A 25,128-nucleotide genomic window follows, 5' to 3' on the forward strand; every position below is an offset into this window, starting at 1 on the left:
CTGTATTCTTCTTATTCGGCGTGCGCCCGCGCCTTGGCCGGCCGAATCCGGAAGGCGCGCCCTTCCTTCATCCACGCCGCGCGCTCGTCGCGCAACAGGGTGCGGCGAACTTTTCCGGAATCATCGCGCGGCGGGGCGCTGACGATGTCGAAGCTCTCGGGGTGCTTGTAGCGGCTCAGCCTGTCTTTCAAGAAGTCCGCCATGTCGTCGGCGATGGCCCGGCTGTCCGCGTCCGGCTCCGGCTCGATGATGGCGTGCACGCGCTGGCCCAATTCCGGATCGGGCAATCCCACCACCACGCAGGAGCGCACGCCGGGGCATTCGGAGACCGCGGCCTCGACCTCGGCCGGATAGATGTTGGCGCCGCCGCGCAGCACCATGTCGGCGAGACGGTCGCCGAGATAGAGATAGCCTTCGGCGTCCAGCCGGCCGATGTCGCCGAGCGACTCCCAGCCGTCCGCGCGGCGCTTCGGCTCGGCACCGAGATAGTGATAGGTGGCGTCCTTGCCGTCATTGTTGAGGAAATAGATCTCGCCGGTCTCGCCGGGCGCGACGTCGTTGCCGTCCTCGCCGACGATGCGCAAGCGCGCCATCTCGCCGATCCTGCCGACCGAGCCCTTGTGCGTCAGCCATTCCGTGCCTGATATGATGCACGAGCCCTGGCGCTCGGTGCCGCCATAGAGCTCCCAGACGCGCTCAGGGCCGAGCCAGGCGATCCAGTTCTCCTTCAGCCAGGGCGGCATCGGAGCCGCCATGTGGAAGACGGTCTGAAGGCTCGACATGTCGTAAGAGTTCCGCACGTTCTCCGGCAGCGCCCAGATTCGGTGCATCATGGTCGGCACGAAATTGACCCATTGCACGCGCTCGCGCGCGATCTGCCGCAGCGTCTCCTCGGCGTCGAACTTGACGAGGCCGGTAAGCTGGCCGCCGGTGAACAGCGCGTAGTGCGACACGATGAACGGCGCATTGTGGTAGAGCGGACCGGGATTGAGCAGCGAAACCCCGAATGGAATGTTGAGCGGCGGCGCGGCGACGGTGTCGGTCACGGCCGGCTGATGATCGAGGATCACTTTCGGCCGGCCGGTCGAGCCGCCGCTGGTCATGGCTTTCCAGTAGCGAGCCACCGGCGGATCGAGCGGCTCGTCCGAAAAACCTTCCGGCACGAAATCCGCCGGCAGGCGGTTCGGCGCGTTCCAGTCGGCCTCGCCGCCGACCACCAGCGCGGGCTTCAGGATGTCGAGCACCGCGGCGGCTTCGCCGCGCGGCAGCCGCCACGACAGTGACGTCGGCGTCGCTCCGCACTTCCAGACCGCAAACGAGGTCTCGAAGAACGCGTTGCCGTTAGGCAAGCCGATTGCGACAAAGTCGCCGGGCTTGACGCCCTTGGCCATGAACGCTCGCGCGCGCCGATTGGCGCCGCGTTCGAGCTCGTCCCATGTCAGCGTATCCTGCCCGTGGCGGACGGCGATCGTGCCTTGCGGTTTGCGTTGAGCGTACCAGCGAGGCACGTCGGACAGGGGCAGCAGCATCAGGTGTTTCCACTTCGTCTTCTTGGCGTCGTCTCAGGATGAGGCGTCGCGAGACGAAGTGTAACAGCCGGAGCCAAGCCTTCAAGGGATCTGGCTTCAAGACGTCCGCATCAGCGCTCGGCCCCGCAGCCCGGAATATCGAACAGCGCCGCGAGGCCGCATTTCGAGGTCAGCATCTTGTCGCCGTCGTGGCCGACCCCGGCGACGTCCCAGACCCGGTGATTGGGCGTGCCGCGGTCGCGCTTGGCCATCGCATCCGCATAGGCGTGGCCGCGGGCGTAGCGCGTGGGACCTTGCGCCTCGGCCATGCAGCTCTTGTCCAGCGCGGGATGCTTCGGATTGGTGTCGAGCGTGCCGAGCAGATAGATCACCTCGCGCTCGACATAGCGCTGCTCCAGCGCGACCGGCGTTGCGTTCGCAAGATAGGGCGGACGCCCGTCCATGCCGTATTTCCAGTTGTTGTAGCCCGGGCAGGATGCGGCGATCGCCGGCACGGGCCGCGTGTTGCTGAAATAAGCGTAGGAGGAGGGATTGGCGACGACGTAGCGGACATCGATATGCTGGCGCGACAGCGCCGCCTCGCCTTTGCCGGCGATGGCATAGCGTTGCGCGACCTGGCCACCGCCGGAATGGCCGGCGACGACGACCTGCTTCAGATTCGGAAAGATGCGCCGGTCCGAGAGTTTTACGAGGATCGCATCGAGCGCATCGAAGGATGATACCGGATTCGGCGCCAGCGCAGCGTCGCCGCCCTCCCATCCCTCCAGCGACCAGCGCAGCGTATCCGCGGGCAGCCTGTGCGCGTCGATGTCGATCTCCGCCAGGAACTGCGGGACGATCATCAGCGCGCTCTTGCCGTCATCGCCCGCCGCAACCTGCGCAGTATGGGCCGACATGTAATATTCGTCGGCATTGCGCAGGCGTCCGTGCAGCACGATGATGGCGCGCGAGATCGCCGGCAGCGGCAGCGACCAGTCGCTGGAGAGATAGAGCGGCAGCATTCCCTGGCCGCCGACCGAGAGCCGCGCGTCGGCGATCGCCCTCACCGGCTTGCGGTTGGGCGCTTCCTCGTCCGCTGCGAACGCATGGCTGGAAATGAACGCCAATGTGATTGCGGCGAGACGGGCCAACGCTCTCATGACGGATATTCCCCTTCGAATTCAAACCAATAAAGTCTAAGCCGATCATGTGCCGCGCGGCTGTGACTCCCGCGCCACGTCAAGCAAAAAATGTCAGCATTGCAGTCATGAAATTCCCGAGTTCCACGGGTGACAAGCCGGCGATAAAGGGGCAAAAATCGGACCCGACTCAGTTCGGGTTGAGTTTTGCAAGGAATGCTCTCGTAGAATGTCGGACGTAGTTGCATCGCGTCGTGCGGCGCTTGTCGTTGCCGCAGCAGGATTTTTTCTGCTGACGCCGGTGCATGCCCACGCCCAATGGTGGAAGCGCGCGCCCGTCGATTTCGAGGAATGCGCCGACGCCGCCGAGAAGGCCGCGAACAAGACCGAGAAGACGGCTGCGCTTGCCGATTGCAACGCCAAGTTCGCCGGCCGCCGCAAGCCAGGCGGCGGCTATTCCTATTACGATTTCCTCCAGGACCGTACCTTCGACATCGCAGGCCCCAATCCGACGCCGGAGGAGCAGAAGAAGATCGACGAATCCTACACCTCCTACCTCGCCAATCAGCGCCGCAGCAATGAAGCCGCTCAAGCCGCCGCGCGTCAGCAGCGCGAGCAGCAGGAACAAGCGCGGCAGCAGCAGGTCGCACTGCGAACCGAGGTCGAGCGCGTGTCCGTCCCGGTCGCGCGCGTGCCTGTCCCGGTCGAGCGGCCGAAGGTGCAGCAGTCCGTGAGCCCGCGACCGAAGGGCGCGCCCTGCACCAAGGGCTCGTTCTCCTGCGAATGGCCGCGGCTATCGGAAAGCTTGAGCGATCTGAAGAAGCTGTTCACCCCGGCGCCAAGCAAGCCGGCGAAGAAGGGGTAAGCTCCTCGCGCAGCAAACTCCGCTGTCGTCCCGGACAAGCGCAGCGAAGCGAAGCGCTTGTCCGGGACGACAGCGGGAGTGTGGCGTCAGTTCGGCTGCTTCTTCTTGCTGCGCTTCGGTTTGACCACCGGTGCACGCATGGGCTCTGTTGTCGTCGGCGAATTGCCCAACTGCGACCTGCTCTCCTGCAACCGCCTGTCATAGCCGGGCGAGCTCACGACCGTTGGCGGCCTTGCGTAGGCGAGCGTCGACGCGGCGCAGAGCGCGGCCAGCGCGAGCCCAATCATCAGACAACGCGTCATCGTTGCTCCTCCCGCCGCCCGGCTCGCACTCAGGCCGCCCCGCGGATCTGCTGCGGCGTCAGCCGCGGCGGACCATTGCCTGCCGTCTCGGCCTGCTTGATCAGCGCAACAATACGGCGCATCAGCGGCACGTCGACGTTGTTCTGCTCGGCGAGCGCGATGACTGCGCCCTGGAGATAGTCGATCTCGGTCTTGCGGCCCTGCTTCAGGTCCTGCCACATCGAGGAGCGCGCCTCGGGATCGATCTTCATCGTGCGCCCCAGGATCGCATTGAAGATCACATCAGGCAGCCTCAGCAGGGTCGGCGTCCACCTCAGCGGGATCGGCGTCGCCGAGACCGGCGCGATGCCGGCGGCCTTCATCGCAGTCACGCCTTCGGCCATCTGATCGGCGAACAGTCTTCGCCAGCTGCGGTTCGCCAGTTGCGCGGCGAGCGGCATGTCGGACAGCGCGCTGAGCGCATTGTTCAAGTTGATGATCAGCTTGCCCCATTGCACGCCGGTGATGTCGCGGCTTGCGCGCATGGCGAGGCCGGGCACCGACAGCGCTGCGGCCGTATTCGCCTCATCCGCGCCGACATGGATGTCGCCGGACGTCGAGCGGTGGAAGCGTCCCTCGCCCATCGCGATCACGTTGAACGGCACCATGCCGGCGAGCACGCGCCGGCCGCCGAGCCGCTCGCGCAGAACCGCGACATTGCCGACGCCGTTTTGCAGGGAGACGATCACGGCGTCCTGCGGCGCGTGCCGGGCAATCTGGTCCGCGACATCGGCGGTGTCGGCGCTCTTCACCGTGACCAGCACGATGCCGGCGTTGTGGAAGATCGCGGGATCCTCCGACAGCGCGAGCTGGCCTGCGCCGAGCTTCTGCTCGGAGCCGTCGAAATCGGTCAGCCGCAGGCCGAACCGCTCGATCTCGGTTTTGACCCGCGGCCTGACCAGCAGCGCGACGCGGCGCCCTCCGGCCGCCAGCTGGCCTCCGACGAAACAGCCGATGGCGCCCGCGCCGGCCACCACGATCGGTCGATCCGCAACCACCTGACCTTGCTCCCTTGAATGACCCGCCCTCGATAGCAGAGGCAACGCCGGCTGCCCATTGGTTGCGGTGCATTCGCCTTGTAACCGTCATGAGAGCCTCATATGTTTTTGCCCCGGGGGCTGTCACCGGCGAGAACTCGCCGACGAGAACGCCAAAGGAGAGCACCATGGGTCTACTCGACGTCCTCAACGGCATGCAGAACGGCCCCCGCGGCCCGAGCACGCCCAGCTCTGAGCAATCCTCCGGCGGCATGTCGCCAATGACCATGGCGCTGCTCGGCCTGATCGCCTGGAAGGCCTTCAAGCATCTGACGGCAGGCCAGCCCGACGCGGCGCCGGCGCCGCAGCAGCGCTCGCCGCTGCCGCCTCCGACGCCTGTCAATACGGGCAGCAGCGCTGTTCCCGGCGGCCCCGGTGGTAGCGGCGGCCTAAGCGATCTGCTCAAGGGCGGCCTCGGCGGCCTGCTCGCGGGCGGCGCCGCCGGCAGCGTGCTGAGCGGCGGTCTCGGCGATCTCCTCAACCAGCTCCAGCAGGGCGGCCACGGCGAGACCGCGAGCACCTGGGTCGGCAAGGGCGAGAACAAGGCGATCGCGCCCGGCGATCTCGCCAGCGCGCTCGGCGCCGACCAGATCCAAAGCCTGTCCGCCCAGAGCGGCCTGTCGCGCGACGAGCTGCTCTCCGGCCTCAGCCAGTATCTGCCACAGGTGATCGACCACCTGACGCCGGACGGACGGCTGCCGACCGAGAACGAGCTCTCGGGCAGGCTTTAATCGAACCTTGATCTACGCATTCTCGGGAAGGGGAGCACTGACATGAGCATGGGCGGCCTGTTGTGGATCATCGTCGTCGGCTTCATCGCCGGCCTCATCGCGCGCTGGCTGGCGCCGGGACCGAACAACCCGAGCGGCTTTATCCTCACCACCATCCTCGGCATCGCCGGTGCGTTTCTTGCGACCTTCATCGGACAGGCGATCGGGCACTATAGCCCCGACCAGGGCGCCGGCTTCATCATGGCCACGATCGGCGCGGTGGTGGTGCTGTTCATCTGGCACCGGCTGGTCGCGAGCGGCGTGATCAAAGGGTAGCGGTGCGGGACGTCGGGCACGACGCCGCCCTCGCACTCCGTCATTGCGAGGAGCCCTTGCGACGAAGCAATCCAGACTGTCCGCGCGGACGCTCTCTGGATTGCTTCGCTTCGCTCGCAATGACGAATTAAGTTATCAGATGCATCCCCGCATCCATCCGCACGACCTCGCCGGTCATGTTGCTCGACGCCGGCGTTGCCAGGAAGCAGACGAGCTGCGCGATGTCATTGGCGGATGAAGCGACCTTCAGCGGCACCTTCGCCACCACGCTGTCGCGCACCTGCTTGGCGCCGGCCTCGCCGCGGCCCTTGGTGAACCAGGGCGTGTCGATATAGCCGGGGCACACCGTGTTGACGCGGATCAGCGGCGCCAGTGCACGCGACAGCGACAACGTCATCGTGTTGAGCGCGCCCTTGCTCGCGGCATAGGCGATCGACGAGCCGACGCCGCTGATGCCGGCAACCGAGGACACGTTGACCACGGCGGACGGCCGCTCCGAAGCCTTCGCGCCGGCCTCGAGCAGGCTGCGCGCCGCGCGCACCATCTGGAACGGGCCGATCGTGTTGACGCCGTACAAGCGCTGGAAATCTTCAGCCGACAATCCATCGAGATCGGCATGCGCAACATGCTTGGTGATGCCGGCATTGTTGACGAGCACGTCGAGCCGGCCCCAGCCGCTGGCTGCCGCGACGATCTTGCGGCAATCCTCGTCGCGCGAGACGTCGCCCTGCGCGACCAGCACTTCCGCCGCCCCCGCCTTGCGGCAGAGTTCGGCCGTGGCCTCGGCTTCCTTCTGGCTCGAGGAATAGTTGATGACGAGCCGCGCCCCGCTCCGCGCGAGAATTTCCGCAGTCGCTGCACCAAGTCCGGATGCGGACCCCGTCACGATTGCGCACAAGCCATCTTTTGCCATCCGGATTTCCTTCCCCTTGATTGAATGCAAGCCTTAAGCAGCTGGCCCTGTTTAGCGAGTTTGCCGCGCCCTGCAAATCGAGCAAACTCCGCTAAGCGGAATTAGTCCATAGCAGCTCTTGCGCCCATGCCGGAGCCGCAGATGGGCCTGCGGTCAACGCTTGTCAGGGCCATGGCTTTTTCGGATCATCGGGCGCAAGAAGAGACCGCGCGCCGCGCCGACCGGACGGAACGCGCCAATGGCAAAACACGGGGAACGCTGTGGCGGAGAGTGACAATATCGTCGTCGAGACCGCGGAGAAAATCTTCGCCGATCTCGCCGATCCGCAGACCATCAACAACGACAAGAAGGGTTCGTGGCAGGCGCCGCTGTGGCAGGCGCTGAGCGAAGCCGGCTTGCCATTGTCCTGGGTGCCTGACGATCTCGGCGGCTCCGGCGCCAGCCTTGCCGACGGTTTTGCGCTGCTGAACGCCGCCGGCCGCTTCGCAGTCGCGGTTCCCCTGGCCGAGACCATGCTGGCGGGCTGGCTGCTTGCGCAGGCGAAAATCGCCTCACCGGAAGGTGAGATGACGGTGCTGCCGGCCTCGCCGAAGGACCGCATCACGCTCGATGCCGACGGCGCGCTCTCCGGCCGCGCCCGCGGCGTGCCCTTTGCCAAGGCGGCGAAGCACTTTGCGGTGCTGGCGCACGGCAAGGATGGGATCTCGATTGCCTTGGTCGATGCGAGCAAGGGCCGGATCGAATCCGGACTCAATGTCGGCTACGACCACAGCGATACCGTGACGCTCGACAAGGTCCAGCCTGTCACCGTCAAGCCCGCGAAGGGCTTTGACCAGACCACGCTCATGCTGATGGGCGGCGTCGCGCGCAGCCTTCAGATCGCGGGCGCGCTGGAAGCGATGCTCGACATCTCCGTGCGCTATTCCAACGAGCGCGTCGCGTTCGAGAAGAAGATCTCGAAGTTTCAGGCCGTGCAGCACAACCTCGCCCGTCTCGCCGGCGAATCCGCCGCGGCGCTTGCGGCCGCGACGTCGGCAGCCGATGCCATCGCGAACGCAAAATCGTTTGACGACGAGGTCTATCTCGAGGCTGCCTCGGCAAAGATCCGCTGCGCGGAAGCCGCGGAGAAAGGCGGCGCCATCGCGCATCAGGTGCACGGCGCCATCGGCTTCACCAGCGAGCACATCCTGCACCGCTTTTCGCTGCGGGCGCTGGCCTGGCGCGACGATTTCGGTTCTGAGAGTCACTGGGCCGTCGAGCTCGGCAAGCTGGTGGCAAACCGCGGCGCCGACGAATTGTGGCCGCTCGTGGCTTCGCGCTGATCAGGGGACGAGACAACAATGACCGCTGCCCTTCGTTTCGATCCGATCCGCCTGCCCGAGAAGTGCGAGCAATTGCGCAAGGAAGTGCGCGCCTTCCTCGCCGAGGAAATCGCGGCCGGCACCTTCGATCCGCACAAGCCCAACCGCGAGGACACCGACGCGCCGGAATTCTCCCGCCGGGTCGGCGCCAAGGGCTGGCTGGGCATGACCTGGCCGAAGAAATATGGCGGCCAGGAGCGCTCCTTCCTCGAGCGTTACGTGGTGACCGAGGAAATGCGCGTCGCCAACGCGCCGACGCGGCGTTTCTTCGTCGCCGACCGCCAGAGCGGCCCGGTGCTGATCAAATACGCGCCCGAGCATATCAAGATGGATATCCTGCCGCGCATCTGCCGCGGCGAGATCTGCTTTGCGATCGGCATGAGCGAGCCGAATTCCGGCTCCGACCTGTTCGCGGCGAAGACGCGCGCGACCAAGACCGACGGCGGCTACCTCATCAACGGCACCAAGATCTGGACCTCGTCGGCGCACATTGCCGACTACATGATCGCGATCTTCCGGACCTCGCAGCCGACCAAGGAAAACCGCCGTCACGGCCTGACGCAGTTTCTGGTCAAGATGAAGCAGCCGGGCATCCAGGTGAACCCGATCGGCCAGATCACCGGCCAGTACGAGTTCAACGAGGTCGTCTTCACCGACTTCTTCGTGCCCGATGATCACGTGCTCGGCGAAGTCGACGGCGCCTGGAAGCAGGCGACGAGCGAGCTCGCCTATGAGCGTTCCGGCCCCGAGCGTTTTCTGGAGACCTATTACGTACTGACCGAGCTGGTGCGCGCGGTCGGCCCCAACCCGGATACCCGCAGCGCCGAAGGCATCGGCCGTCTCGTGGCGCAGCTCCACACCATGCGGCGCATGTCGGTCTCGGTTGCGGGCATGCTGCAGGCCGGCAAGGAGCCGGTGGTGGAGGCCTCCATCGTCAAGGACATCGGCACGGTCTGGGAGCAACAGCTTCCGCACCGCGTGCGCGATCTCGCCGCCTTCGTCGAGGAGACAGCCACCAACCGCGAGACGCTGGAGCGGCAACTCGACTTCGCCATCAAGACCGCACCGAAACTCACCATCCAGGGCGGCACCACCGAGGTGCTGCGCGGCATCATCGCGCGCGGACTTGGCCTGCGCTAGTCGCGCGGACTTGGTTTGCGCTAATTCAATCGAGGATCGTCATGAGCACCTATAAAGATATCGGCGTCGAAAAAGTTGGCCACGTCGGCACCATCGAGATCCGCCGCCCGCCGCTGAACTTCTTCGACATCTCGCTGATCAACCAGATCGCGGATGCACTCGACGAGTTCGATCGCGACATCGAGATCCGCGCATCCGTGCTGTCGGCACAAGGCAAGGCATTCTGTGCCGGCGCCAATTTTGGCGATCCGGCGCGGCAGGCGCAGGAAGCGCGCGAGGCCGAGAAGAAGGGCGACCCAGCCGACAACCTCGGCCCGATCAACCATCTCTACATCCAGGCCGTGCGTATCTTCCGCGCCAAGAAGCCGATCGTCGCGGCCGTCCAGGGCGCAGCCATCGGCGGTGGCCTCGGTCTCGCAGTGTCGGCCGACTTCCGCGTCACCTGCCCGGAAGCGCGCTTCTCCGCCAATTTCACGAAGCTCGGTTTCCATCCCGGCTTCGGCCTGACCGTGACGCTGCCCGAGCTGATCGGCAAGAACAACGCTGAGCTGATGTTCTACACCAGCCGCCGCGTCACCGGCGAGGAGGCAGTGAAGTGGGGCCTCGCCAACGAGCTGGTGCCGCAGGACCAGGTGAAGGCCGGCGCGATGATGCTCGCCGCCGAGATCGCCGAATGCTCGCCGCTCGGCCTCCTCGCCACCCGCGCCACGATGCGCGCCAACCTCGCCGACCGCGTGATGGCCGCGACCAATCACGAGCTCGCCGAGCAGACGCGCTTGCGCGCGACGGAAGACTTCAAGGAAGGCGTCAAGGCCACCGAAGAGCGCCGCGCGGCGAATTTTAGGGGAAGGTGATCGCTGCGGCGTCTCGCCGTATTACTTTGGCGTTGCCACAACCTTCCTGTCGTCCCTGCGAAAGCAGGGACCCATAACCACAGGGAGGAGTTGTGGCGCGAAGCTGGTCAACACGAGTCTTCGCCAAACCACTCCCTGTGGTTATGGGTCCCGGATCTGCGCCTCGCTTGGCCGGGACGACGGCGGTATGTGTGGCAACGGCTCACGCCGCAAGCCGGAACGTCACCCCGCCGAGCAGAAACTCGTTCCCCGCAACCGCGAGTCCCTTCGCCTTCGCGGCATGCAGCACGCTTGCGGCATCCGCCACCTGAAACTCCAGCGCGCTCATGATCTCGCTGGCGCCCTTCACGAAATGGAAGGTGGCATTGGGCAGTTTCAATTCGGCGCCGCCACTCGGTACGACCCCGATGATCTTCCCCCAATGTTCCGCGAGCCCCTGAGGATCCGGGCTCCGCATCTCCACGCCCGTCAGCGCCTGCGTCACATCCTTGCGGATGAACTTTTGCCAGTCCGGCCCTGCGGGCGGGTACGGCCCCAGAATATCGTCGCTGCCTTTGGTATGGTTGAATTCGATGAAGGCGGCGCGGCAGTCGCGGGGGTGGAGCTGCACGCCGTGATAGGGCGCGTGGTCGATCACGTTGGCGGTGCGCACGCCCATCGCATTGGCGTTGCGGCCGCGTTCGTCCGGATCGTTGCAGCAGAAGATCGCCATATAGCCGCCGCGGCCGCCGGTCTTCTCGATGAAGCGGCCGGCGGTGGTGCCGCCCTTGAACGGCGCAACCACCTCCAGCAGGATCGTGTCGACCGGGAGCAGTGCGTTCTCCAGGCCGTATTTGGCGACATTGCCATCGCGGTAGCAGACGTCGAGGCCCATGATCCCGGCGATGTCGGAGACCACAGGCGCGAGCTGCGGCGCGACGAGGCAGATCTGCCGGAGCCGCATATAGGGCGCCATCGTCATGCGCCCTTGAAGGTCGGCTTGCGCTTCTCGACAAAGGCCTTCGCGGCTTCCTTGTGATCCTCGGTGTCGCTGCAACGGGTGTGATGGATCGCCTCGCCGTCGAAGCAATCCTCCAGCGCCAGATGCTCGGCGTTGTTGATGTTGCGCTTGATGAAGCCGAGCGCGATCGATGGCCCCTGCGCCAGCGACAGCGCGAGCTCGTGCGCGGCGGCATCGATCTCGGCGTCGGGAACGACTTTCGTCACCATCCCGATCGCATGCGCCTCCTTCGCCGTGAGCACCGGCGACATCAGATAGAGCTCGCGCGCCCGCGCGCTGCCGAGCAGCTGCGTCAGGAAATAGGTGCCGCCATAGTCGCCGGAGAAGCCGACCTTGGCGAAGGCGGTCGTGATCTTGCAGGATTCGCTGGCGATGCGCAGGTCGCAGGACAGCGCCATCGAAAGGCCGGCGCCGGCTGCCGCGCCGTCGAGCTGCGCCACCACGGGCTTTGGCATCTGGTGCAGGATGCGCGACACTTCCATGCCGCGGCGCAGGTTCGCCATTTTCACTTCGAACGGCAGCGGCGCACGGCCTGCCGCCATCGACTTGACGTCCCCGCCGACGCAGAACGAGCCGCCTGCGCCTTTGAACAGCACCGCGCGCACCTCGGGATCGTCGGCCGCGCGCCGCGCGGCCTCGACCAGCCCCGCGACCATGTCGGGGTTGAGCGCGTTCTTCCGCTCCGGGCGATTCATCGTGATGGTGAGCAGCCCGCCTTCGAGCTTTTGCAGGACCATGTCGTTCATGGGACGTCTCCCTTGTTGTTGTTTTGCTCGGGCCTCAGCCACACCCGTCATTGCGAGGAGCGAAGCGACGAAGCAATCCAGACCGTCTCTGCGGAAACATCTCTGGATTGCTTCGCTTCGCTCGCAATGACGATCTCTATTTCTTCACCAGGGGGCAGCGCGACTGCTCCAGCGACTGGAACGCCTCGTTGCCGGACACGGTGGCGAGCAGCTTGTAGTCGTCCCAGCGGCCCTTGGACTCCGACGGCTTCTTGACCTCGAACAGGTACATGTCGTGGATCATGCGGCCGTCCTCGCGGATCTTGCCGTTCTTGGCGAAGAAGTCGTTGATCGGTGTCTCTTTCATCACCTTGATGACCGCGGCCGAGTCGGTCGTGCCCGCCGCCTTCACAGCCTTCAGGTAATGCGTGACCGACGAATAGACGCCGGCCTGCGCCGAGGTCGGTACGCGCTTGGTGCGCTCCATGAATCGCTTCGAGAACGCGCGCGTGTCGTCGTTGAGGTCCCAGTAGAAGGCTTCGGCGAGCAGCAGGCCCTGCGCGGTCTCCAGCCCGATCGAATCGATGTCGGAGACGAAGGCGAGCAGCGGCGAGACCTTCTGGCCGCCCTTGGTGATGCCGAACTCGGCCGCCTGCTTGATGGCGTTGACGGTATCGCCGCCGGCGTTGGCAAGGCCAATCACCTTGGCCTTGGACGCTTGCGCCTGGAGCAGGAACGACGAAAAATCCGAGGTGTTGAGCGGATGGCGCACGGCTCCGAGCACCTTGCCGCCGGTCTTGGTGACGACGGCGCTGGTGTCCTTCTCCAGGTCCTGGCCGAAGGCGTAGTCGGCGGTGAGGAAGAACCAGCTGTCGAGGCCGGACTTCACGGCGGCAAGACCGGTCACGTTGGCCTGGCCGTAAGTGTCGAACACGTAGTGGATGGTGTAGGGACCGCAGGCCTCGTTGGTGAGACGGATCGAGCCCGGGCCGTTGAACATGATGATCTTGTTGCGCGCTTTCGCGATCTCGCCGGCGGCGAGTGCAGTGGCCGAGGCCGCGACGTCGTAGATCATCTCGACGCCCTGGTTGTCGAGCATGTCGCGGGCGATGTTGGCGGACAGGTCAGCCTTGTTGAGATGGTCGGCCGCCAGCACCTGGATCTTGCGTCCCAGCACCTCGCCGCCAAAATCTTCGACGGCCATCTTGGCCGCGGTCTCGCTGCCGGGGCCGGTGATGTCGGCATAGAGGCTCGACATGTCGAGGATGCCGCCGATCTTCAGCGGCGGCTTGTCCTGGGCCTGCGCGGCGGCGCTCGCACTCAGCGCAAACGCTGCGGCAAAAATGCCCGACAAAATATGCTTCATAGAAAAAGACCTCCCTTATCGCGCCGTACTCTGATGGCGGCTTGGTTATTGCTCTTGGTTGAAGCTGTTGCCGCAATCATGCCGCATGCGCAAGTGCGCAGCAAGCGCGAGGGCGTTGCGGGCGCATGATTGCCGCACATGTTTTCCGCAAAGCGGAATGGCATGTTGCGGCGAAATGTTTCCACCGTCATTGCTGTGCAAGTTCATTAATTCGCTGATCGAGTGTGAGGCAATGGCGACGCGTCACGCGAACTGCCGTAGGGTGGGCAAAGGCGCGCTCTTCGCGCCGTGCCCACGAGCCCGCGCGACAAATCAAAGACGTGGGCACGCTTCGCTTTGCCCACCCTACGATAGCCTTCGCGGTTCGCCACGTTTGCGTTAGAACTAGAGCACAACGCAACCTTTCCGGGCACCGTGACGCGACTGCTTCATCTCATCCTCGCACTTCCTCTCGTCGCCGGTCACACCGCGTTCGCCGCACCGTGCCAGTTCGAGTCCCAAGGCGACGGCCGCGTCGCCGCAATCGTCGATGCGCGTGGCGTGCGTCTCGACGACGGCCGCGAGGTGCGCCTCGCCGGGATCGAGCCAACCGCAACGACGAAGCAGGCGCTGACGTCGCTGCTCACCGGACGCGACGTCACGCTGCGCGGCACCGACGACACGCCCGACCGCTACGGCCGTCAGGGCGCACTCATCTTCGTCGGCGAAAGCGAGGCCCCCATCCAGGCGACGCTGCTCGCCCAGGGCGACGCCCTCGTCTCCGCCGAGATCGCGGACAAGGACTGCGCGGCGGCCCTGATGGCGGCGGAGACCGAGGCACGGCGCCAAAAAAAGGGCAACTGGGCTGACCCGTCGGCCATAAAAAACGCGGAAAGTCCGGACGATATTTTGGCGGGGATCGGGCGCTTTATGGTGGTCGAGGGCAAAGTCCTGTCGGTCCGGCAAGCTGGGGCAATGACCTACCTCAACTTCGGACGAAACTGGACACGCGGCTTTGCCGTCACTATTTCAAAGCGTACGCAACCCGCGCTCGAAAACGCCGGGATCACTCTTAAGTCCCTGGAAAATAGACGGATTCGCGTCCGGGGCTGGGTCGAGGGGAATTCAGGGCCGCGCATCGATGTGCGCCTTGCGGGGCAGGTCGAGTTGCTGGGTGCAAACGAGCCGACAGGGGTAAGGCCCTAAAAGGGCCAGGCACGGGTTAAGCGACGTGGATGGGGTGCTAGAACGGCACGTATCGAGTGAACGCCGCCGCCTGCGGGCTGCGCCGGCGGCGCTGTGCCTCGTGCTGGGCGCAGCCCTTGCCGGTTGCGGCGACATGAACCGGTTCCAGACCGCGGCGGCCCCGCCGACCGTGGCGATGCCCAAGCCGAAACCGGCCGTCGCGCAGACCCCCGCCACCGAAAAGGAGCACGAGCGCATCCTGGCGAGCTATGGCGGCACCTATGACGACCCCAGGCTCGAATCGCTGGTCAGCAAGACCGTCGACCGGCTCGTCGCGGCGTCCGACCGCCCCGACCAGGGCTATAAGGTCACCATCCTCAATTCCGGCGCGGTGAACGCGTTCGCGCTGCCGAACGGCCAGCTCTATGTCACCCGCGGCCTGCTCGCGCTCGCCAGCGACACTTCGGAATTGTCCTCCGTGCTCAGCCACGAGATGGCGCATGTGCTGTCCAAGCACGCCGCGATGCGCGAGGACCAGGCGCGCCAGGCTGCGATCGTCACCCGCGTCGTCACCGACATGAGCAACGATCCCGATCTCACCGCGCTTGCACTGGCCAAGACCAAGCTCACCATGGCGAGCTTTTCGCGCAACCAGGAGTTCGAGGCCGACGGCATCGGCGTCGGCCTTTCCGCCAAGGCACATTTCGATCCCTATGGCGCCGCGCGCTTCCTGTCGGCGATGGAGCGCAATGCCGAGCTCAAGGTCGGCAAGACCTCGCTCGATCCGCGCGCGCAGGATTTCACCTCGTCGCATCCGGCCACCCCCGAGCGCGTGCAGAATGCGCAGACCATCGCACGGCAATATGCGGCGCCCGAGGGCGCCGAGCGCGACCGCGAGACCTATCTCGCCGCGATCGACAACCTCGTCTATGGCGAAGATCCCAGCGAAGGTTTTGTCCGCGGCCGGCGTTTCCTGCACCCGAAACTCGGCTTCACCTTCCAGGCGCCGGACAATTTCACGCTCGACAACACCGCGCAGGCGGTGATCGGCGTGCGCGACGGCGGCTCTCAGGCGATGCGCTTCGACGTCGTGCGGGTGCCGGCCGAGCAGTCACTCGGCGATTACCTGAATTCCGGCTGGATGGAGGGCGTCGAGAAGGCCTCCACCGAAGACATCACCATCAACGGTTTTCCGGCTGCGTCCGCCACCGCCAAGGGCGATCAGTGGCAGTTCAAGGTCTATGCGTTGCGCTTCGGCAGCGACGTCTATCGCTTCATCTTCGCGACACGGCAGAAATCGACCGAGAGCGAGCGCAACGCGCGCGAGACCGTCAATTCATTCCGCCGCCTGACGCTCGACGAAATCCAGGCCGCGCGCCCCCTGCGCATCAAGGTCATCACCGTGCAGCCCGGCGACACCGTGGAATCGCTCTCCCACCGCATGGCCGGCGTCGATCATCCCGCCGAACGCTTCCGCGTGCTCAACGGGCTCGATCGCAACGCGCAGGTGAAGGTGCGGGATCGCGTGAAGGTCGTGGCGGATTGACGCGCGCTAAGCGCGCGTCAATCCCGCGGCGCGCTTAGCGCGAACCCGGGATCTCGGGCCACAAAGACAGTGCCGTAGGGTGGGCAAAGGCGCGTAGCGCCGTGCCCACGATCCGTAATGATAGCGACAGATGGTGGGCACGCTTCGCTTTGCCCACCCTACGAGACCTGCTCTGCCGACCTACCGCGCCTTTTCCTTCAGAAACGCGATGATGTCAGCACGATCCCGCGCGTCCGGGACGTCGAAGAACATCTTGGTTTCCGGCACCATGGCCTGCGGTCCGGCCAGCCATTTGTCGAGATTGTCCTCGGTCCAGACGATCCCTGAGTTCTTCAGATCGGCCGAATAGTCATAGCCGGGCACGCTGCCCGCCTTGCGACCGACCACGCCCTTGTGCATCGGGCCGACAGCGTTCTCATTGATGGAGTGACAATCTGCGCAGCCCTTGTAGAGCGTTTGGCCGCGCGCGACGTTGCCGGTGGCGTGGGCAAGCCCGGTCGAGAAAACGACCGCGACGATGGTGAGGACCAGGCTTACGGTGAGGAGGCTTGCAAAACTTTGCGGGTGGACGGGATTGGACCGGACGTTCATGGGATCTCCTGCTTGCGTCGCCGCAAACAGGATCGTCCAGCCCGAGTTTTATTCCCGTCCGCTGGACGCGGCTTAACCGCCCGCGTCCATGTCGCCCGCCTCGCGCTGGCCGCTGAGCCAGAGTGCGAGCAGCGTCCAGAACGCGCCTGACAGCAGATACGCACCCGACGCGATGACGCCGAGATTGGTGGCGAGCAGAAGCGCCACCAACGGCGCGAAGCCCGCCCCGAACAGCCAGGCCATATCCGAGGTCAGCGCGGAAGCCGTGTAGCGGTACGCCTGCCGGAAGTTCGAGGCGATCGCGCCCGAGGACTGGCCGAAGGAGAGACCCAGCAGGATGAAACCGATCACCATGTAGATGGTCTCACCGAACGCGCCGGCATCGAGCAGCTGCGGAGCAAAACCGCTGTAGATGGCGATCGCGATTGCCGATCCCATCAGCAGCGATTTGCGGCCGACGCGGTCGGCGATGATGCCGGAGGCCACGATGGCCGCGACGCCGAACACGGCGGCGACGATCTCGATGATCAGGAAGCGCACCGGGCTTTCGCGGGTGAACAGGAACACCCAGGACAGCGGAAACACCGTGACCATGTGGAACAGCGCGAAGCTTGCGAGCGGCGCGAATGCACCGAGCATGATGTTCTGGCCTTCGCGCGCGACGGTCTCGGAGATACGCGCGGGCTGCAATTCGCGGGTCTCGAACAACGAAGCATATTCTTCCGTCGTCACCATGCGCAGGCGCGCGAACAGCGCCACGACGTTGATGGCGAAGGCGACGAAGAACGGATAGCGCCAGCCCCAGTCGAAGAAGTCGTCGGCCGAGAGGTTGCCGGCGAAATAGGCGAACAGCGCGCTCGCCACGATCAGGCCGAGCGGCGCGCCGAGCTGCGGCACCATCGCGTACCAGCCGCGCTTGGAGGGCGGCGCGTTCAGCGCCAGCAGCGAAGCCATGCCGTCCCAGGCGCCGCCCCAGGCCAGACCCTGCGCGATACGCGCCAGCGCCAGCAGCCAGATCGCGGCGCTGCCGATGTCGTGATAGCCGGGCAGGAACGCGAGCGCGACTGTGGCGGTGCCGAGCAGAAACAGCGCCGAGACCAGCTTGGCGGTTTTGCCGTACTCGCGATCGACCGTCATGAAAATGACGGTTCCGATCGGCCGGGCCACGAAGGCCAGCGCGAAGATCATGAAGGAATAGAGGGTGCCGGTCAGCTCGCTGGTGAACGGGAACACCAGGCGCGGGAATACGATCACCGAGGCGATCGCGTAGACGAAGAAGTCGAAGAATTCCGAGGTGCGGCCGATGATGACGCCGATGGCGATCTCGCCGGGACTGGCCTGGTCGTGGCCGTGCTCGCCCGAGTGGAGGTCTGCCATTGCAGGGGTCTGTGCCGTCGCCATTCGTGCGCCCTTAACGTCCTGAAAACCAAAGCCGACCGCCCGGCGGGGCGCCAGGCAATCTGCCCCTGTCTGACCCAACATTCCGCAGTGCAACATTGGACAAATTGTCCAATGTCCGGATTGCTGCGCCGCAGCTACCCATTGGGCCCGCAAAGGAAACTCATTCTCATAAGGCTCGGCCCGTGTCCCGTCTCAAGATCCTGGCGCTGCTACCTCTGGCAGCTGCGCTTAGCGGCTGCAACTACGTCGTGCTGGCGCCTGCCGGCGATATCGCAGCGCAACAGCGCGACCTCGTCATCATCTCCACCGTCCTGATGCTCCTGATCGTCGTCCCCGTGATGGCGCTGACGGTGCTGTTTGCCTGGCGCTACCGCCAGTCCAACACCTCGGCCCGCTACGAGCCGGATTGGGACCACTCGACCAAGCTCGAGCTGGTGATCTGGTCGGCGCCGCTGCTGATCATCATCTGCCTGGGCGCGCTGACCTGGATGGGCACGCATCTGCTCGACCCCTATCGCAACATCGGCCGCATCCATGCGGAACGCGCCGTGGACCAGTCCAAGGCTCCGCTCGACGTCGATGTCGTCGCGCTCGACTGGAAGTGGCTCTTTATCTACCCCGATTACGGCATCGCCACCGTCAACGAGCTCGCCGCGCCGGTCGACCGCCCGATCAACTTCCACATCACCGCCTCCTCGGTGATGAACTCGTTCTACATCCCCGCACTCGCCGGTCAGATCTACGCGATGCCGGGCATGGAGACGTCGCTCCACGCCGTGATCAACCACGCCGGTACCTACAAGGGTTTTTCGGCGAACTACAGCGGCGCCGGCTTCTCTGGCATGCACTTCAACTTCCAGGGCCTCGACGACAAGGGCTTTGACGCCTGGATCGCGCAGGCCAAATCGGCCGGCGGCTCGCTCGGCCGCGCCGAATATCTCCAGCTCGAAAAGCCGAGCGAGAACGAGCCGGTGCGCCGCTGGGGCACCGTCGATTCCGATCTCTACCGCCTGATCCTCAACATGTGCGTCGAGACCGGCAAGATGTGCCAGAGCGAGATGATGGCGATCGACGCCAAGGGCGGCAACGGCCATGAGGGCCTCAACAACACCCTGCCGCTGGCCTACGACAAGTACGCACGCCGCGGCACCGCGCTCGGACCCGAGCCGACCTTCGTCGCCGGCACCTGCACGCCCGATGCGCCGCAGGGCAAGACCACCGCCTCCATCACGGCCCCCGCCGACACCGCGCCGCTGCTCGGCGCCGGCCTGAAGCGGCCGACTTTCACGCCGCTGAAGTCCTCGTCCTTCTTCCTCGGACAACGTCCGAAGTCAGACTCCTAAAGAGATCCCGCATGTCTCCTGATCTTCTCAAGCTCATCTTCGGCCGCCTCGGCCTCGATTCGCTCCCGCTGCACGAGCCGATCCTGGTCGGCACCTTCGTGATGGTCGCGCTCGGCGGCGGCGCGCTGTTCGCCGGCATCACCTATTTCCGCCTGTGGGGCTATCTGTGGCGCGAGTGGTTCACCACCGTCGACCACAAGCGCATCGGCATCATGTACATGATCCTCGGCATCGTGATGCTGCTGCGCGGCTTCGCCGACGCGCTCATGATGCGCGCGCAACAGGCGCTCGCGTTCAACGGTTCCGAAGGTTTCCTTCCCGCCCATCACTACGACCAGGTCTTCACCGCCCACGGCGTGATCATGATCTTCTTCGTGGCGATGCCGCTGGTCACCGGCCTGATGAACTACGTGGTGCCGCTGCAGATCGGCGCGCGCGACGTGTCGTTCCCGTTCCTGAACAATTTCAGCTTCTGGATGACGGTCGGCGGCGCAGTGCTGGTGATGGCTTCGCTGTTCATCGGTGAATTCGCCCGCACCGGCTGGCTGGCCTATCCGCCGCTGTCGAACATCGGCTACAGTCCTGACGTCGGCGTCGACTATTACATCTGGGCGCTGCAGGTCGCAGGCGTCGGCACGACCTTATCCGGCATCAACCTGATCTGCACCATCGTCAAGCTGCGCTGTCCCGGCATGACCATGATGAAGATGCCGGTGTTCACCTGGACCGCGCTCTGCACCAACATCCTGATCGTCGCCTCCTTCCCCGTCCTGACCGTCGTGCTCGCGCTGCTCTCGCTTGACCGCTACGTCGGCACCAACTTCTTCACGAACGATTTCGGCGGCAGCCCGATGATGTACGTGAACCTGATCTGGATCTGGGGTCATCCTGAGGTCTACATTCTGGTTCTCCCCGCCTTCGGCATCTTCTCGGAAGTGACCTCGACCTTCTCCGGCAAGCGCCTGTTCGGCTACACCTCGATGGTCTACGCCACGGTGGTCATCACCATCCTGTCGTACCTGGTCTGGCTGCACCACTTCTTCACGATGGGATCGGGCGCCAGCGTCAACTCGTTCTTCGGCATTACCACGATGATCATCTCGATCCCGACGGGCGCGAAGATGTTCAACTGGCTGTTCACGATGTATCGCGGCCGGATCCGCTTCGAGCTACCGATGCTGTGGACGATCGCCTTCATGCTGACCTTCGTGCTCGGCGGCATGACCGGCGTTCTGCTTGCGGTGCCGCCGGCCGACTTCGTTCTGCACAACAGCCTGTTCCTGATCGCGCACTTCCACAACGTGATCATCGGCGGCGTGGTGTTCGGCGCGTTCGCCGGCATCAACTACTGGTTCCCGAAGGCATTCGGCTTCAAGCTCGATGTGTTCTGGGGCAAGCTGTCGTTCTGGTTCTGGGTCACCGGCTTCTACATGGCCTTCATGCCGCTCTATGTGCTCGGCCTGATGGGCGTGACCCGCCGCCTGCGCGTGTTCGACGATCCGTCCTTGCAGATCTGGTTCGTCATCGCCGCGATCGGCGCCGGCCTGGTCTTCCTCGGCATCCTCTGCATGCTGATGCAGTTCGCAGTCAGCTTCCTCAAGCGCGAGCAGCTCAAGGACGTCACCGGCGATCCCTGGGATGCACGCACGCTGGAATGGGCGACCTCCTCGCCCCCGCCGGACTACAACTTCGCCTTCACCCCCGTCGTTCACGACAATGACGCTTGGTGGGACATGAAGAAGCGCGGCTATCAGCGTCCGCTCTTGGGGTTCAAGCCGATCCACATGCCCAGCAGCACCGGCACCGGCATCATCCTCGCCGGCCTCGCCACCGCGATGGGATTCGGCCTGATCTGGTACATCTGGTGGCTTGCCGCCGTGAGCTTCATCGCGATGCTCGCCGTCGGCATCGGTCACACCTTCAACTATCACCGCGACTTCGACATTCCGGCCGACGACGTCATCCGGACCGAGGACGCGCGCACCAAACTGCTCGCCGGAGCCAAGTAAATGACTGTCGCTGTCAATCCTACCCAAACCGGCGAGCCGGTCTTCTATCTCGCCGACGAACACCCGCATCCGGAAGGCTACAGCACCCCGCTCGGCTTCTGGATCTACCTGATGAGCGACTGTCTCATCTTTGCGATGCTGTTCGCCGCCTTCGGCGTGCTCGGCGCCAACTACGCCGCCGGCCCCGCCCCGAAGGACCTGTTCGAGCTGCCGCTGGTCGCGGTGAACACCTCGATGCTGCTGCTGTCGTCGATCACCTATGGCTTTGCCATGCTGACGATGCAGCAGAACAAGATCGCCCAGACCCAGATGTGGCTGGCGATCACCGGCCTGTTCGGCATCGCCTTCATCGGCATCGAGCTCTCCGAGTTCGCCCACATGATCCATGAAGGGGCGACCCCGCAGCGCAGCGCCTTCCTGTCCGCGTTCTTCACGCTGGTCGGCACCCACGGCCTGCACGTCAGCTGCGGCCTGATCTGGCTGGTCACGTTGATGGTGCAGGTCTGGAAGTTCGGCCTGATCGAAGCCAACCGCCGCCGCCTGATGTGCCTGTCGATGTTCTGGCACTTCCTGGACGTGGTCTGGATCGGCGTCTTCACCTTCGTCTATCTCCTGGGAGTTCTGCGATGAACACCGATACCCACGCCGCCCACGCGGACGGCCATCACCACGGCGACGACCACGCCCACGGCACGTTCTCGACCTACATGCTCGGCTTCGTGCTCTCGGTCGTGCTGACCGCGATCCCGTTCTGGCTGGTGATGAGCGGCGCGCTGCCGAGCAAGCAGATCACCGCGCTCGTCATCATGGCCTTCGCTGTCGTGCAGATCGTCGTGCACATGATCTACTTCCTGCACATGAACACCAAGTCCGAGAACGGCTGGAGCATGATGGCGCTGATCTTCACCATCGTCATGGTGGTGATCGCGCTGTCCGGCTCGCTGTGGGTGATGAACCACCTCAACAGCAACATGATGCCGATGCACCAGATGACGGGAATGAAGTAAGCGAGACTCCGAAGTGAGCAAGGCTTGGAAGTGAGCAAGGCTTGAAAGTGAGCAAGGCTTGGACCGTGACAGGCAGGGACAAGGACGCGCGTCGCAACGCTGCGCGTCCGCGCCTGTGGCTCACGGTTCTCTCGCTCGCGGCCTTTGCACTTCTGATCGCACTCGGCGTCTGGCAGATCGAACGGCGCACCTGGAAGCTGGCGCTGATCGACCGCGTCGAGCAGCGCGTCCATGCCCCGGCCCAGCCGATCCCGTCGCGCGCGGCCTGGCCGGCCGTCTCCACCGCAAACGACGAATACAGGCACGTCAGCCTCACCGGCCGCTTCCTGCATGACCGCGAGACACTGGTTCAGGCGGTCACCGAGGAAGGCCCCGGCTATTGGGTGCTGACGCCGCTTCAGCGCGGCGACGGCACGCTCGTCCTGGTCAATCGCGGCTTCGTGCCGTCCGAGCGGCGCGACGCATCGACGCGCCAGATCGGCAATCCGGACGGGCAGGTCGAGATCACGGGCCTGCTCCGCATGACGGAGCCGAAGGGCGGATTCCTGCGGAACAACGTGCCCCAGCACAACCGCTGGTACTCGCGGGATGTCGCCGCGATTGCGGCAGCGCGCGGCCTCGACCATGTCGCACCCTTTTTCGTCGATGCTGACGCCGGATCACAAACCACCAGCGGCCCGATCGGCGGATTGACCGTGATCAGCTTTCCCAATAACCACCTGATCTACGCGCTGACGTGGTTTGCCCTGGCTTTCATGCTGGCGGGTAAACTTTTCGTCACATTCGGCGGCGGGCTGTTCCGCCGCAAGCGCTTCGTCCACGAACCGGCCGGCTGCTCCGATGCCACCGCCCGCAGGACGGGATCAGATGCTGGAACGATCGTCGAATCTACCTGACGACGGAATGACGCATGACGCCGTCACGCTGCAATCGCAGGCGGACGCGCGCAGCGAGCTGATCGGCGTTGCGCCGACCGACGACGAGACCAACCGCAAGAACATGGCGCTGCTGATCCAGCTGCGCTGGACCGCGGTGGTCGGGCAGATCGTGACCATCGGCGGCGTGCATTTCTGGCTCGGCATTCCGCTGCCGCTGACCCGGATGAGCGCTGTGATCGGCGCGCTGGTCTTTCTCAATGTCTCGAGCCTGGTCTGGGTGCGCCATCGCGCCGCGATCACCAACAATGAGCTCTTGGTCGCCTTGATGCTCGATGTCGCCGCGCTGACGGCGCAGCTCTACCTCAGCGGCGGCGCCACCAATCCCTTCACCTCGCTGTTCCTGCTCCAGGTGACGCTGGGCGCGGTGCTGCTTAATGCCCGTTCGACTTGGTCGCTGGTCGCACTGACCTGCGCGAGTTTCATCTGGCTGACCATGGCCTACCGGCCGCTCGACCTGCCGCCGAACCCGATCAGCGAGGCCTACAGTCTCACCGTGACCGGCATGCTGCTGGGCTTCGTCCTCAACGCCGTGCTGCTGGTCGTGTTCGTCACCCGGATCAACAGGAATTTGCGCGAGCGCGATGCGCATCTGGCGGCATTGCGCCAGCATGCGGCCGAGCAGGACCACATCGTCCGCATGGGCCTGCTCGCCTCCGGCGCGGCGCATGAGCTCGGCACGCCACTCGCCTCGCTGTCGGTCATCCTCAGCGACTGGCGCCGCATGCCCGATCTCGCCGCCGATCAGGAACTTGCCGAGGATCTCGCGGAGATGGAAACCTCCCTGCAACGCTGCAAGACCATCGTGACGGGCATCCTGGTATCGGCGGGCGAGGCGCGCGGCGAAGGCTCCTCGCCGACGACGGTGACGGCCTTCGTCACCGCGCTGGTGGACGAGTGGCGCGACGCACGCTCCGCCCGCACGCTCTATTTCGTTAACACGTTCGGCGAGGACGTCGCGATCGTCTCGGACATCGCGCTGAAGCAGGTGATCTTCAACGTGCTCGACAATGCCTATGAGGTCTCGCGCGAGTGGGTGGAGCTGCTGGCCGAGCGCGAGGGCGACAATCTCGTGCTGTCGATCAGCGATCGCGGCCCGGGCTTTGCGCCGGAGATGCTGGCGCAGCTGGGAAAACCCTATCACTCGAGCAAGGGCCGCGCCGGCGGCGGGCTCGGCCTGTTCCTGGTGGTGAACGTCGTGCGCAAGCTCGGCGGCAGCGTGACCGCCGAGAACCACAGGAAGCGCGGCGCCACCGTCCGCCTGACGCTGCCGCTCGCAACGCTCGCGATCGGAGGAACTTTTGACGCCTGACCGTTCGCTCATCGTCGTCGAGGACGATGCCGGCTTCGCGCGCACGCTGAAACGCTCGTTCGAGCGCCGCGGCTACGACGTCGTCCTCGCAGCTTCGATCGAAGAGGTGCGGAAGGTGCTGGAGGAGCGATCCTTTGGACACGCGGTGGTCGATCTCAAGCTCGGCGGCGCCTCGGGCCTCGCCTGCGTCGAGCTGCTGCACACGCACGATCCGGAGATGCTGATCGTGGTACTGACCGGCTTTGCCAGCATCTCCACCGCCGTCGAGGCGATCAAGCTCGGCGCCTGCCACTACCTGGCAAAGCCGTCGAACACCGACGATATCGAAGCCGCCTTCAACAAGGCCGAAGGCAACGCCGAAGTCGCCCTCGATGCACGGCCGACCTCGATCAAGACGCTGGAATGGGAGCGCATCCACCAGACGCTGATCGAGACCGATTTCAACATCTCGGAAGCGGCACGAAGGCTGGGCATGCACCGGCGCACGCTGGCAAGGAAGCTCGAGAAGCGGCCGGTGAAGTGAGC

At 65.0% G+C, this 25,128-nt stretch carries 25 protein-coding genes; 15 read left to right on the forward strand and 10 right to left on the reverse strand.

Features of this window, described 5'->3' with window-relative positions:
* Window positions 1-11: 11 nt before the first annotated feature.
* Both ABIB99_RS38430 and ABIB99_RS38435 read right to left on the reverse strand, forming a co-directional pair.
* On the reverse strand, window positions 12-1,529 hold the full coding sequence (locus ABIB99_RS38430; protein WP_354180909.1) for an AMP-binding protein: 1,518 nt from the start codon (window positions 1,527-1,529) through the stop codon (window positions 12-14).
* A 110-nt stretch (window positions 1,530-1,639) separates the two neighbouring features.
* Window positions 1,640-2,668: an alpha/beta hydrolase gene (locus ABIB99_RS38435; RefSeq protein ID WP_354180911.1), complete on the reverse strand. Its 1,029-nt coding sequence runs from the start codon at window positions 2,666-2,668 to the stop codon at window positions 1,640-1,642.
* 208 nt (window positions 2,669-2,876) lie between these two features.
* Here ABIB99_RS38435 and ABIB99_RS38440 point away from each other — a divergent pair, with 208 nt between their 5' ends.
* A complete protein-coding gene (locus ABIB99_RS38440) occupies window positions 2,877-3,512 on the forward strand; it encodes a hypothetical protein (protein ID WP_071908441.1) in 636 nt (211 codons plus the stop codon).
* 86 nt (window positions 3,513-3,598) lie between these two features.
* On the opposite strand, the gene ABIB99_RS38445 is transcribed toward ABIB99_RS38440, so the two are convergent.
* On the reverse strand, window positions 3,599-3,814 hold the full coding sequence (locus ABIB99_RS38445; protein ID WP_354180914.1) for a hypothetical protein: 216 nt from the start codon (window positions 3,812-3,814) through the stop codon (window positions 3,599-3,601).
* Window positions 3,815-3,843: 29 nt separating this feature from the next.
* Window positions 3,844-4,851: a 2-dehydropantoate 2-reductase gene (locus ABIB99_RS38450; RefSeq protein WP_354180916.1), complete on the reverse strand. Its 1,008-nt coding sequence runs from the start codon at window positions 4,849-4,851 to the stop codon at window positions 3,844-3,846.
* A 167-nt stretch (window positions 4,852-5,018) separates the two neighbouring features.
* Here ABIB99_RS38450 and ABIB99_RS38455 point away from each other — a divergent pair, with 167 nt between their 5' ends.
* Entirely contained in the window at window positions 5,019-5,621 is a 603-nt protein-coding gene (locus ABIB99_RS38455; RefSeq protein ID WP_063980657.1) for a YidB family protein, read from the forward strand.
* A gap of 42 nt (window positions 5,622-5,663) precedes the next feature.
* Entirely contained in the window at window positions 5,664-5,936 is a 273-nt protein-coding gene (locus ABIB99_RS38460) for a GlsB/YeaQ/YmgE family stress response membrane protein (protein WP_080586664.1), read from the forward strand.
* Between the two features lie 127 nt (window positions 5,937-6,063).
* On the opposite strand, the gene ABIB99_RS38465 is transcribed toward ABIB99_RS38460, so the two are convergent.
* Window positions 6,064-6,849 (reverse strand): SDR family NAD(P)-dependent oxidoreductase, encoded by a 786-nt coding sequence (locus tag ABIB99_RS38465; RefSeq protein WP_038934418.1) that lies wholly within the window; start codon window positions 6,847-6,849, stop codon window positions 6,064-6,066.
* Between the two features lie 260 nt (window positions 6,850-7,109).
* Between ABIB99_RS38465 and ABIB99_RS38470 the strand changes: the two genes are divergently transcribed.
* From ABIB99_RS38470 to ABIB99_RS38480, 3 genes are read left to right on the forward strand one after another with little or no spacing between them, the layout of a single operon-like run.
* Window positions 7,110-8,171 carry an acyl-CoA dehydrogenase family protein gene (locus ABIB99_RS38470; protein ID WP_085399171.1) on the forward strand — a complete coding sequence of 354 codons (1,062 nt, stop codon included), beginning with the start codon at window positions 7,110-7,112 and terminating at the stop codon, window positions 8,169-8,171.
* Between the two features lie 18 nt (window positions 8,172-8,189).
* A complete protein-coding gene (locus tag ABIB99_RS38475) occupies window positions 8,190-9,350 on the forward strand; it encodes an acyl-CoA dehydrogenase family protein (RefSeq protein ID WP_008133127.1) in 1,161 nt (386 codons plus the stop codon).
* Window positions 9,351-9,391: 41 nt separating this feature from the next.
* Window positions 9,392-10,204: an enoyl-CoA hydratase/isomerase family protein gene (locus ABIB99_RS38480; protein WP_354180920.1), complete on the forward strand. Its 813-nt coding sequence runs from the start codon at window positions 9,392-9,394 to the stop codon at window positions 10,202-10,204.
* Between the two features lie 202 nt (window positions 10,205-10,406).
* On the opposite strand, the gene ABIB99_RS38485 is transcribed toward ABIB99_RS38480, so the two are convergent.
* From ABIB99_RS38485 to ABIB99_RS38495, 3 genes are all read right to left on the reverse strand, one after another.
* Complete coding sequence (locus tag ABIB99_RS38485) at window positions 10,407-11,159, reverse strand: VOC family protein (RefSeq protein ID WP_354180940.1); 753 nt, start codon at window positions 11,157-11,159, stop codon at window positions 10,407-10,409.
* Window positions 11,160-11,161: 2 nt separating this feature from the next.
* Window positions 11,162-11,950 (reverse strand): enoyl-CoA hydratase, encoded by a 789-nt coding sequence (locus tag ABIB99_RS38490; RefSeq protein WP_038943861.1) that lies wholly within the window; start codon window positions 11,948-11,950, stop codon window positions 11,162-11,164.
* Between the two features lie 136 nt (window positions 11,951-12,086).
* On the reverse strand, window positions 12,087-13,295 hold the full coding sequence (locus ABIB99_RS38495; RefSeq protein WP_063980652.1) for an ABC transporter substrate-binding protein: 1,209 nt from the start codon (window positions 13,293-13,295) through the stop codon (window positions 12,087-12,089).
* A 414-nt stretch (window positions 13,296-13,709) separates the two neighbouring features.
* On the opposite strand from ABIB99_RS38495, the gene ABIB99_RS38500 reads away from it, so the two are divergent.
* Window positions 13,710-14,480, forward strand: coding sequence for a thermonuclease family protein (locus tag ABIB99_RS38500; protein WP_084794943.1), 771 nt, complete (start codon window positions 13,710-13,712; stop codon window positions 14,478-14,480).
* A gap of 34 nt (window positions 14,481-14,514) precedes the next feature.
* Window positions 14,515-16,005, forward strand: coding sequence for a M48 family metalloprotease (locus ABIB99_RS38505; protein ID WP_063980651.1), 1,491 nt, complete (start codon window positions 14,515-14,517; stop codon window positions 16,003-16,005).
* A gap of 180 nt (window positions 16,006-16,185) precedes the next feature.
* Here ABIB99_RS38505 and ABIB99_RS38510 read toward each other — a convergent pair whose 3' ends face one another.
* Both ABIB99_RS38510 and ABIB99_RS38515 read right to left on the reverse strand, forming a co-directional pair.
* Window positions 16,186-16,596: a c-type cytochrome gene (locus ABIB99_RS38510; RefSeq protein WP_187387906.1), complete on the reverse strand. Its 411-nt coding sequence runs from the start codon at window positions 16,594-16,596 to the stop codon at window positions 16,186-16,188.
* A 72-nt stretch (window positions 16,597-16,668) separates the two neighbouring features.
* Window positions 16,669-17,997 (reverse strand): MFS transporter, encoded by a 1,329-nt coding sequence (locus tag ABIB99_RS38515; protein ID WP_063980650.1) that lies wholly within the window; start codon window positions 17,995-17,997, stop codon window positions 16,669-16,671.
* Window positions 17,998-18,179: 182 nt separating this feature from the next.
* On the opposite strand from ABIB99_RS38515, the gene cyoA reads away from it, so the two are divergent.
* From cyoA to ABIB99_RS38550, 7 genes are read left to right on the forward strand one after another with little or no spacing between them, the layout of a single operon-like run.
* Window positions 18,180-19,340, forward strand: coding sequence for a ubiquinol oxidase subunit II (gene cyoA / locus ABIB99_RS38520; RefSeq protein ID WP_354180924.1), 1,161 nt, complete (start codon window positions 18,180-18,182; stop codon window positions 19,338-19,340).
* A gap of 11 nt (window positions 19,341-19,351) precedes the next feature.
* The gene (cyoB, locus tag ABIB99_RS38525; RefSeq protein WP_135216450.1) at window positions 19,352-21,349 is read left to right on the forward strand and encodes a cytochrome o ubiquinol oxidase subunit I; all 1,998 of its coding nucleotides are present in this window, start codon (window positions 19,352-19,354) and stop codon (window positions 21,347-21,349) included.
* Window positions 21,350-21,979, forward strand: coding sequence for a cytochrome o ubiquinol oxidase subunit III (gene cyoC, locus ABIB99_RS38530; protein WP_354180926.1), 630 nt, complete (start codon window positions 21,350-21,352; stop codon window positions 21,977-21,979). It begins immediately after the preceding gene.
* The gene (gene cyoD, locus ABIB99_RS38535; protein WP_085399178.1) at window positions 21,976-22,356 is read left to right on the forward strand and encodes a cytochrome o ubiquinol oxidase subunit IV; all 381 of its coding nucleotides are present in this window, start codon (window positions 21,976-21,978) and stop codon (window positions 22,354-22,356) included. Before cyoC ends, cyoD begins: the two co-directional genes overlap by 4 nt.
* Window positions 22,357-22,403: 47 nt before the next feature.
* Window positions 22,404-23,252 carry an SURF1 family protein gene (locus tag ABIB99_RS38540; protein WP_354180929.1) on the forward strand — a complete coding sequence of 283 codons (849 nt, stop codon included), beginning with the start codon at window positions 22,404-22,406 and terminating at the stop codon, window positions 23,250-23,252.
* Complete coding sequence (locus tag ABIB99_RS38545; RefSeq protein ID WP_354180931.1) at window positions 23,224-24,603, forward strand: ATP-binding protein; 1,380 nt, start codon at window positions 23,224-23,226, stop codon at window positions 24,601-24,603. Before ABIB99_RS38540 ends, ABIB99_RS38545 begins: the two co-directional genes overlap by 29 nt.
* Window positions 24,593-25,126, forward strand: coding sequence for a response regulator transcription factor (locus ABIB99_RS38550; RefSeq protein ID WP_014490373.1), 534 nt, complete (start codon window positions 24,593-24,595; stop codon window positions 25,124-25,126). Before ABIB99_RS38545 ends, ABIB99_RS38550 begins: the two co-directional genes overlap by 11 nt.
* The last annotated feature ends 2 nt before the right edge of the window (window positions 25,127-25,128 follow it).

The organism is Bradyrhizobium sp. LA6.1 (assembly GCF_040547805.1).
GTDB lineage: Bacteria > Pseudomonadota > Alphaproteobacteria > Rhizobiales > Xanthobacteraceae > Bradyrhizobium > Bradyrhizobium barranii.

Coding starts and splice junctions, on each gene's coding strand:
- ABIB99_RS38490 (WP_038943861.1), bottom strand. CDS start 11,950: ATGAACGACATGGTCCTGCAAAAGCTCGAAGGCGGGCTGCTCACCATC.
- ABIB99_RS38435 (WP_354180911.1), bottom strand. CDS start 2,668: ATGAGAGCGTTGGCCCGTCTCGCCGCAATCACATTGGCGTTCATTTCC.
- ABIB99_RS38480 (WP_354180920.1), top strand. CDS start 9,392: ATGAGCACCTATAAAGATATCGGCGTCGAAAAAGTTGGCCACGTCGGC.
- ABIB99_RS38475 (WP_008133127.1), top strand. CDS start 8,190: ATGACCGCTGCCCTTCGTTTCGATCCGATCCGCCTGCCCGAGAAGTGC.
- cyoB (WP_135216450.1), top strand. CDS start 19,352: ATGTCTCCTGATCTTCTCAAGCTCATCTTCGGCCGCCTCGGCCTCGAT.
- ABIB99_RS38495 (WP_063980652.1), bottom strand. CDS start 13,295: ATGAAGCATATTTTGTCGGGCATTTTTGCCGCAGCGTTTGCGCTGAGT.
- ABIB99_RS38515 (WP_063980650.1), bottom strand. CDS start 17,997: ATGGCGACGGCACAGACCCCTGCAATGGCAGACCTCCACTCGGGCGAG.
- ABIB99_RS38460 (WP_080586664.1), top strand. CDS start 5,664: ATGAGCATGGGCGGCCTGTTGTGGATCATCGTCGTCGGCTTCATCGCC.
- cyoD (WP_085399178.1), top strand. CDS start 21,976: ATGAACACCGATACCCACGCCGCCCACGCGGACGGCCATCACCACGGC.
- ABIB99_RS38455 (WP_063980657.1), top strand. CDS start 5,019: ATGGGTCTACTCGACGTCCTCAACGGCATGCAGAACGGCCCCCGCGGC.
- ABIB99_RS38485 (WP_354180940.1), bottom strand. CDS start 11,159: ATGGCGCCCTATATGCGGCTCCGGCAGATCTGCCTCGTCGCGCCGCAG.
- ABIB99_RS38465 (WP_038934418.1), bottom strand. CDS start 6,849: ATGGCAAAAGATGGCTTGTGCGCAATCGTGACGGGGTCCGCATCCGGA.
- cyoC (WP_354180926.1), top strand. CDS start 21,350: ATGACTGTCGCTGTCAATCCTACCCAAACCGGCGAGCCGGTCTTCTAT.
- ABIB99_RS38545 (WP_354180931.1), top strand. CDS start 23,224: ATGCTGGAACGATCGTCGAATCTACCTGACGACGGAATGACGCATGAC.
- ABIB99_RS38430 (WP_354180909.1), bottom strand. CDS start 1,529: ATGCTGCTGCCCCTGTCCGACGTGCCTCGCTGGTACGCTCAACGCAAA.
- ABIB99_RS38445 (WP_354180914.1), bottom strand. CDS start 3,814: ATGACGCGTTGTCTGATGATTGGGCTCGCGCTGGCCGCGCTCTGCGCC.
- ABIB99_RS38440 (WP_071908441.1), top strand. CDS start 2,877: ATGTCGGACGTAGTTGCATCGCGTCGTGCGGCGCTTGTCGTTGCCGCA.
- ABIB99_RS38510 (WP_187387906.1), bottom strand. CDS start 16,596: ATGAACGTCCGGTCCAATCCCGTCCACCCGCAAAGTTTTGCAAGCCTC.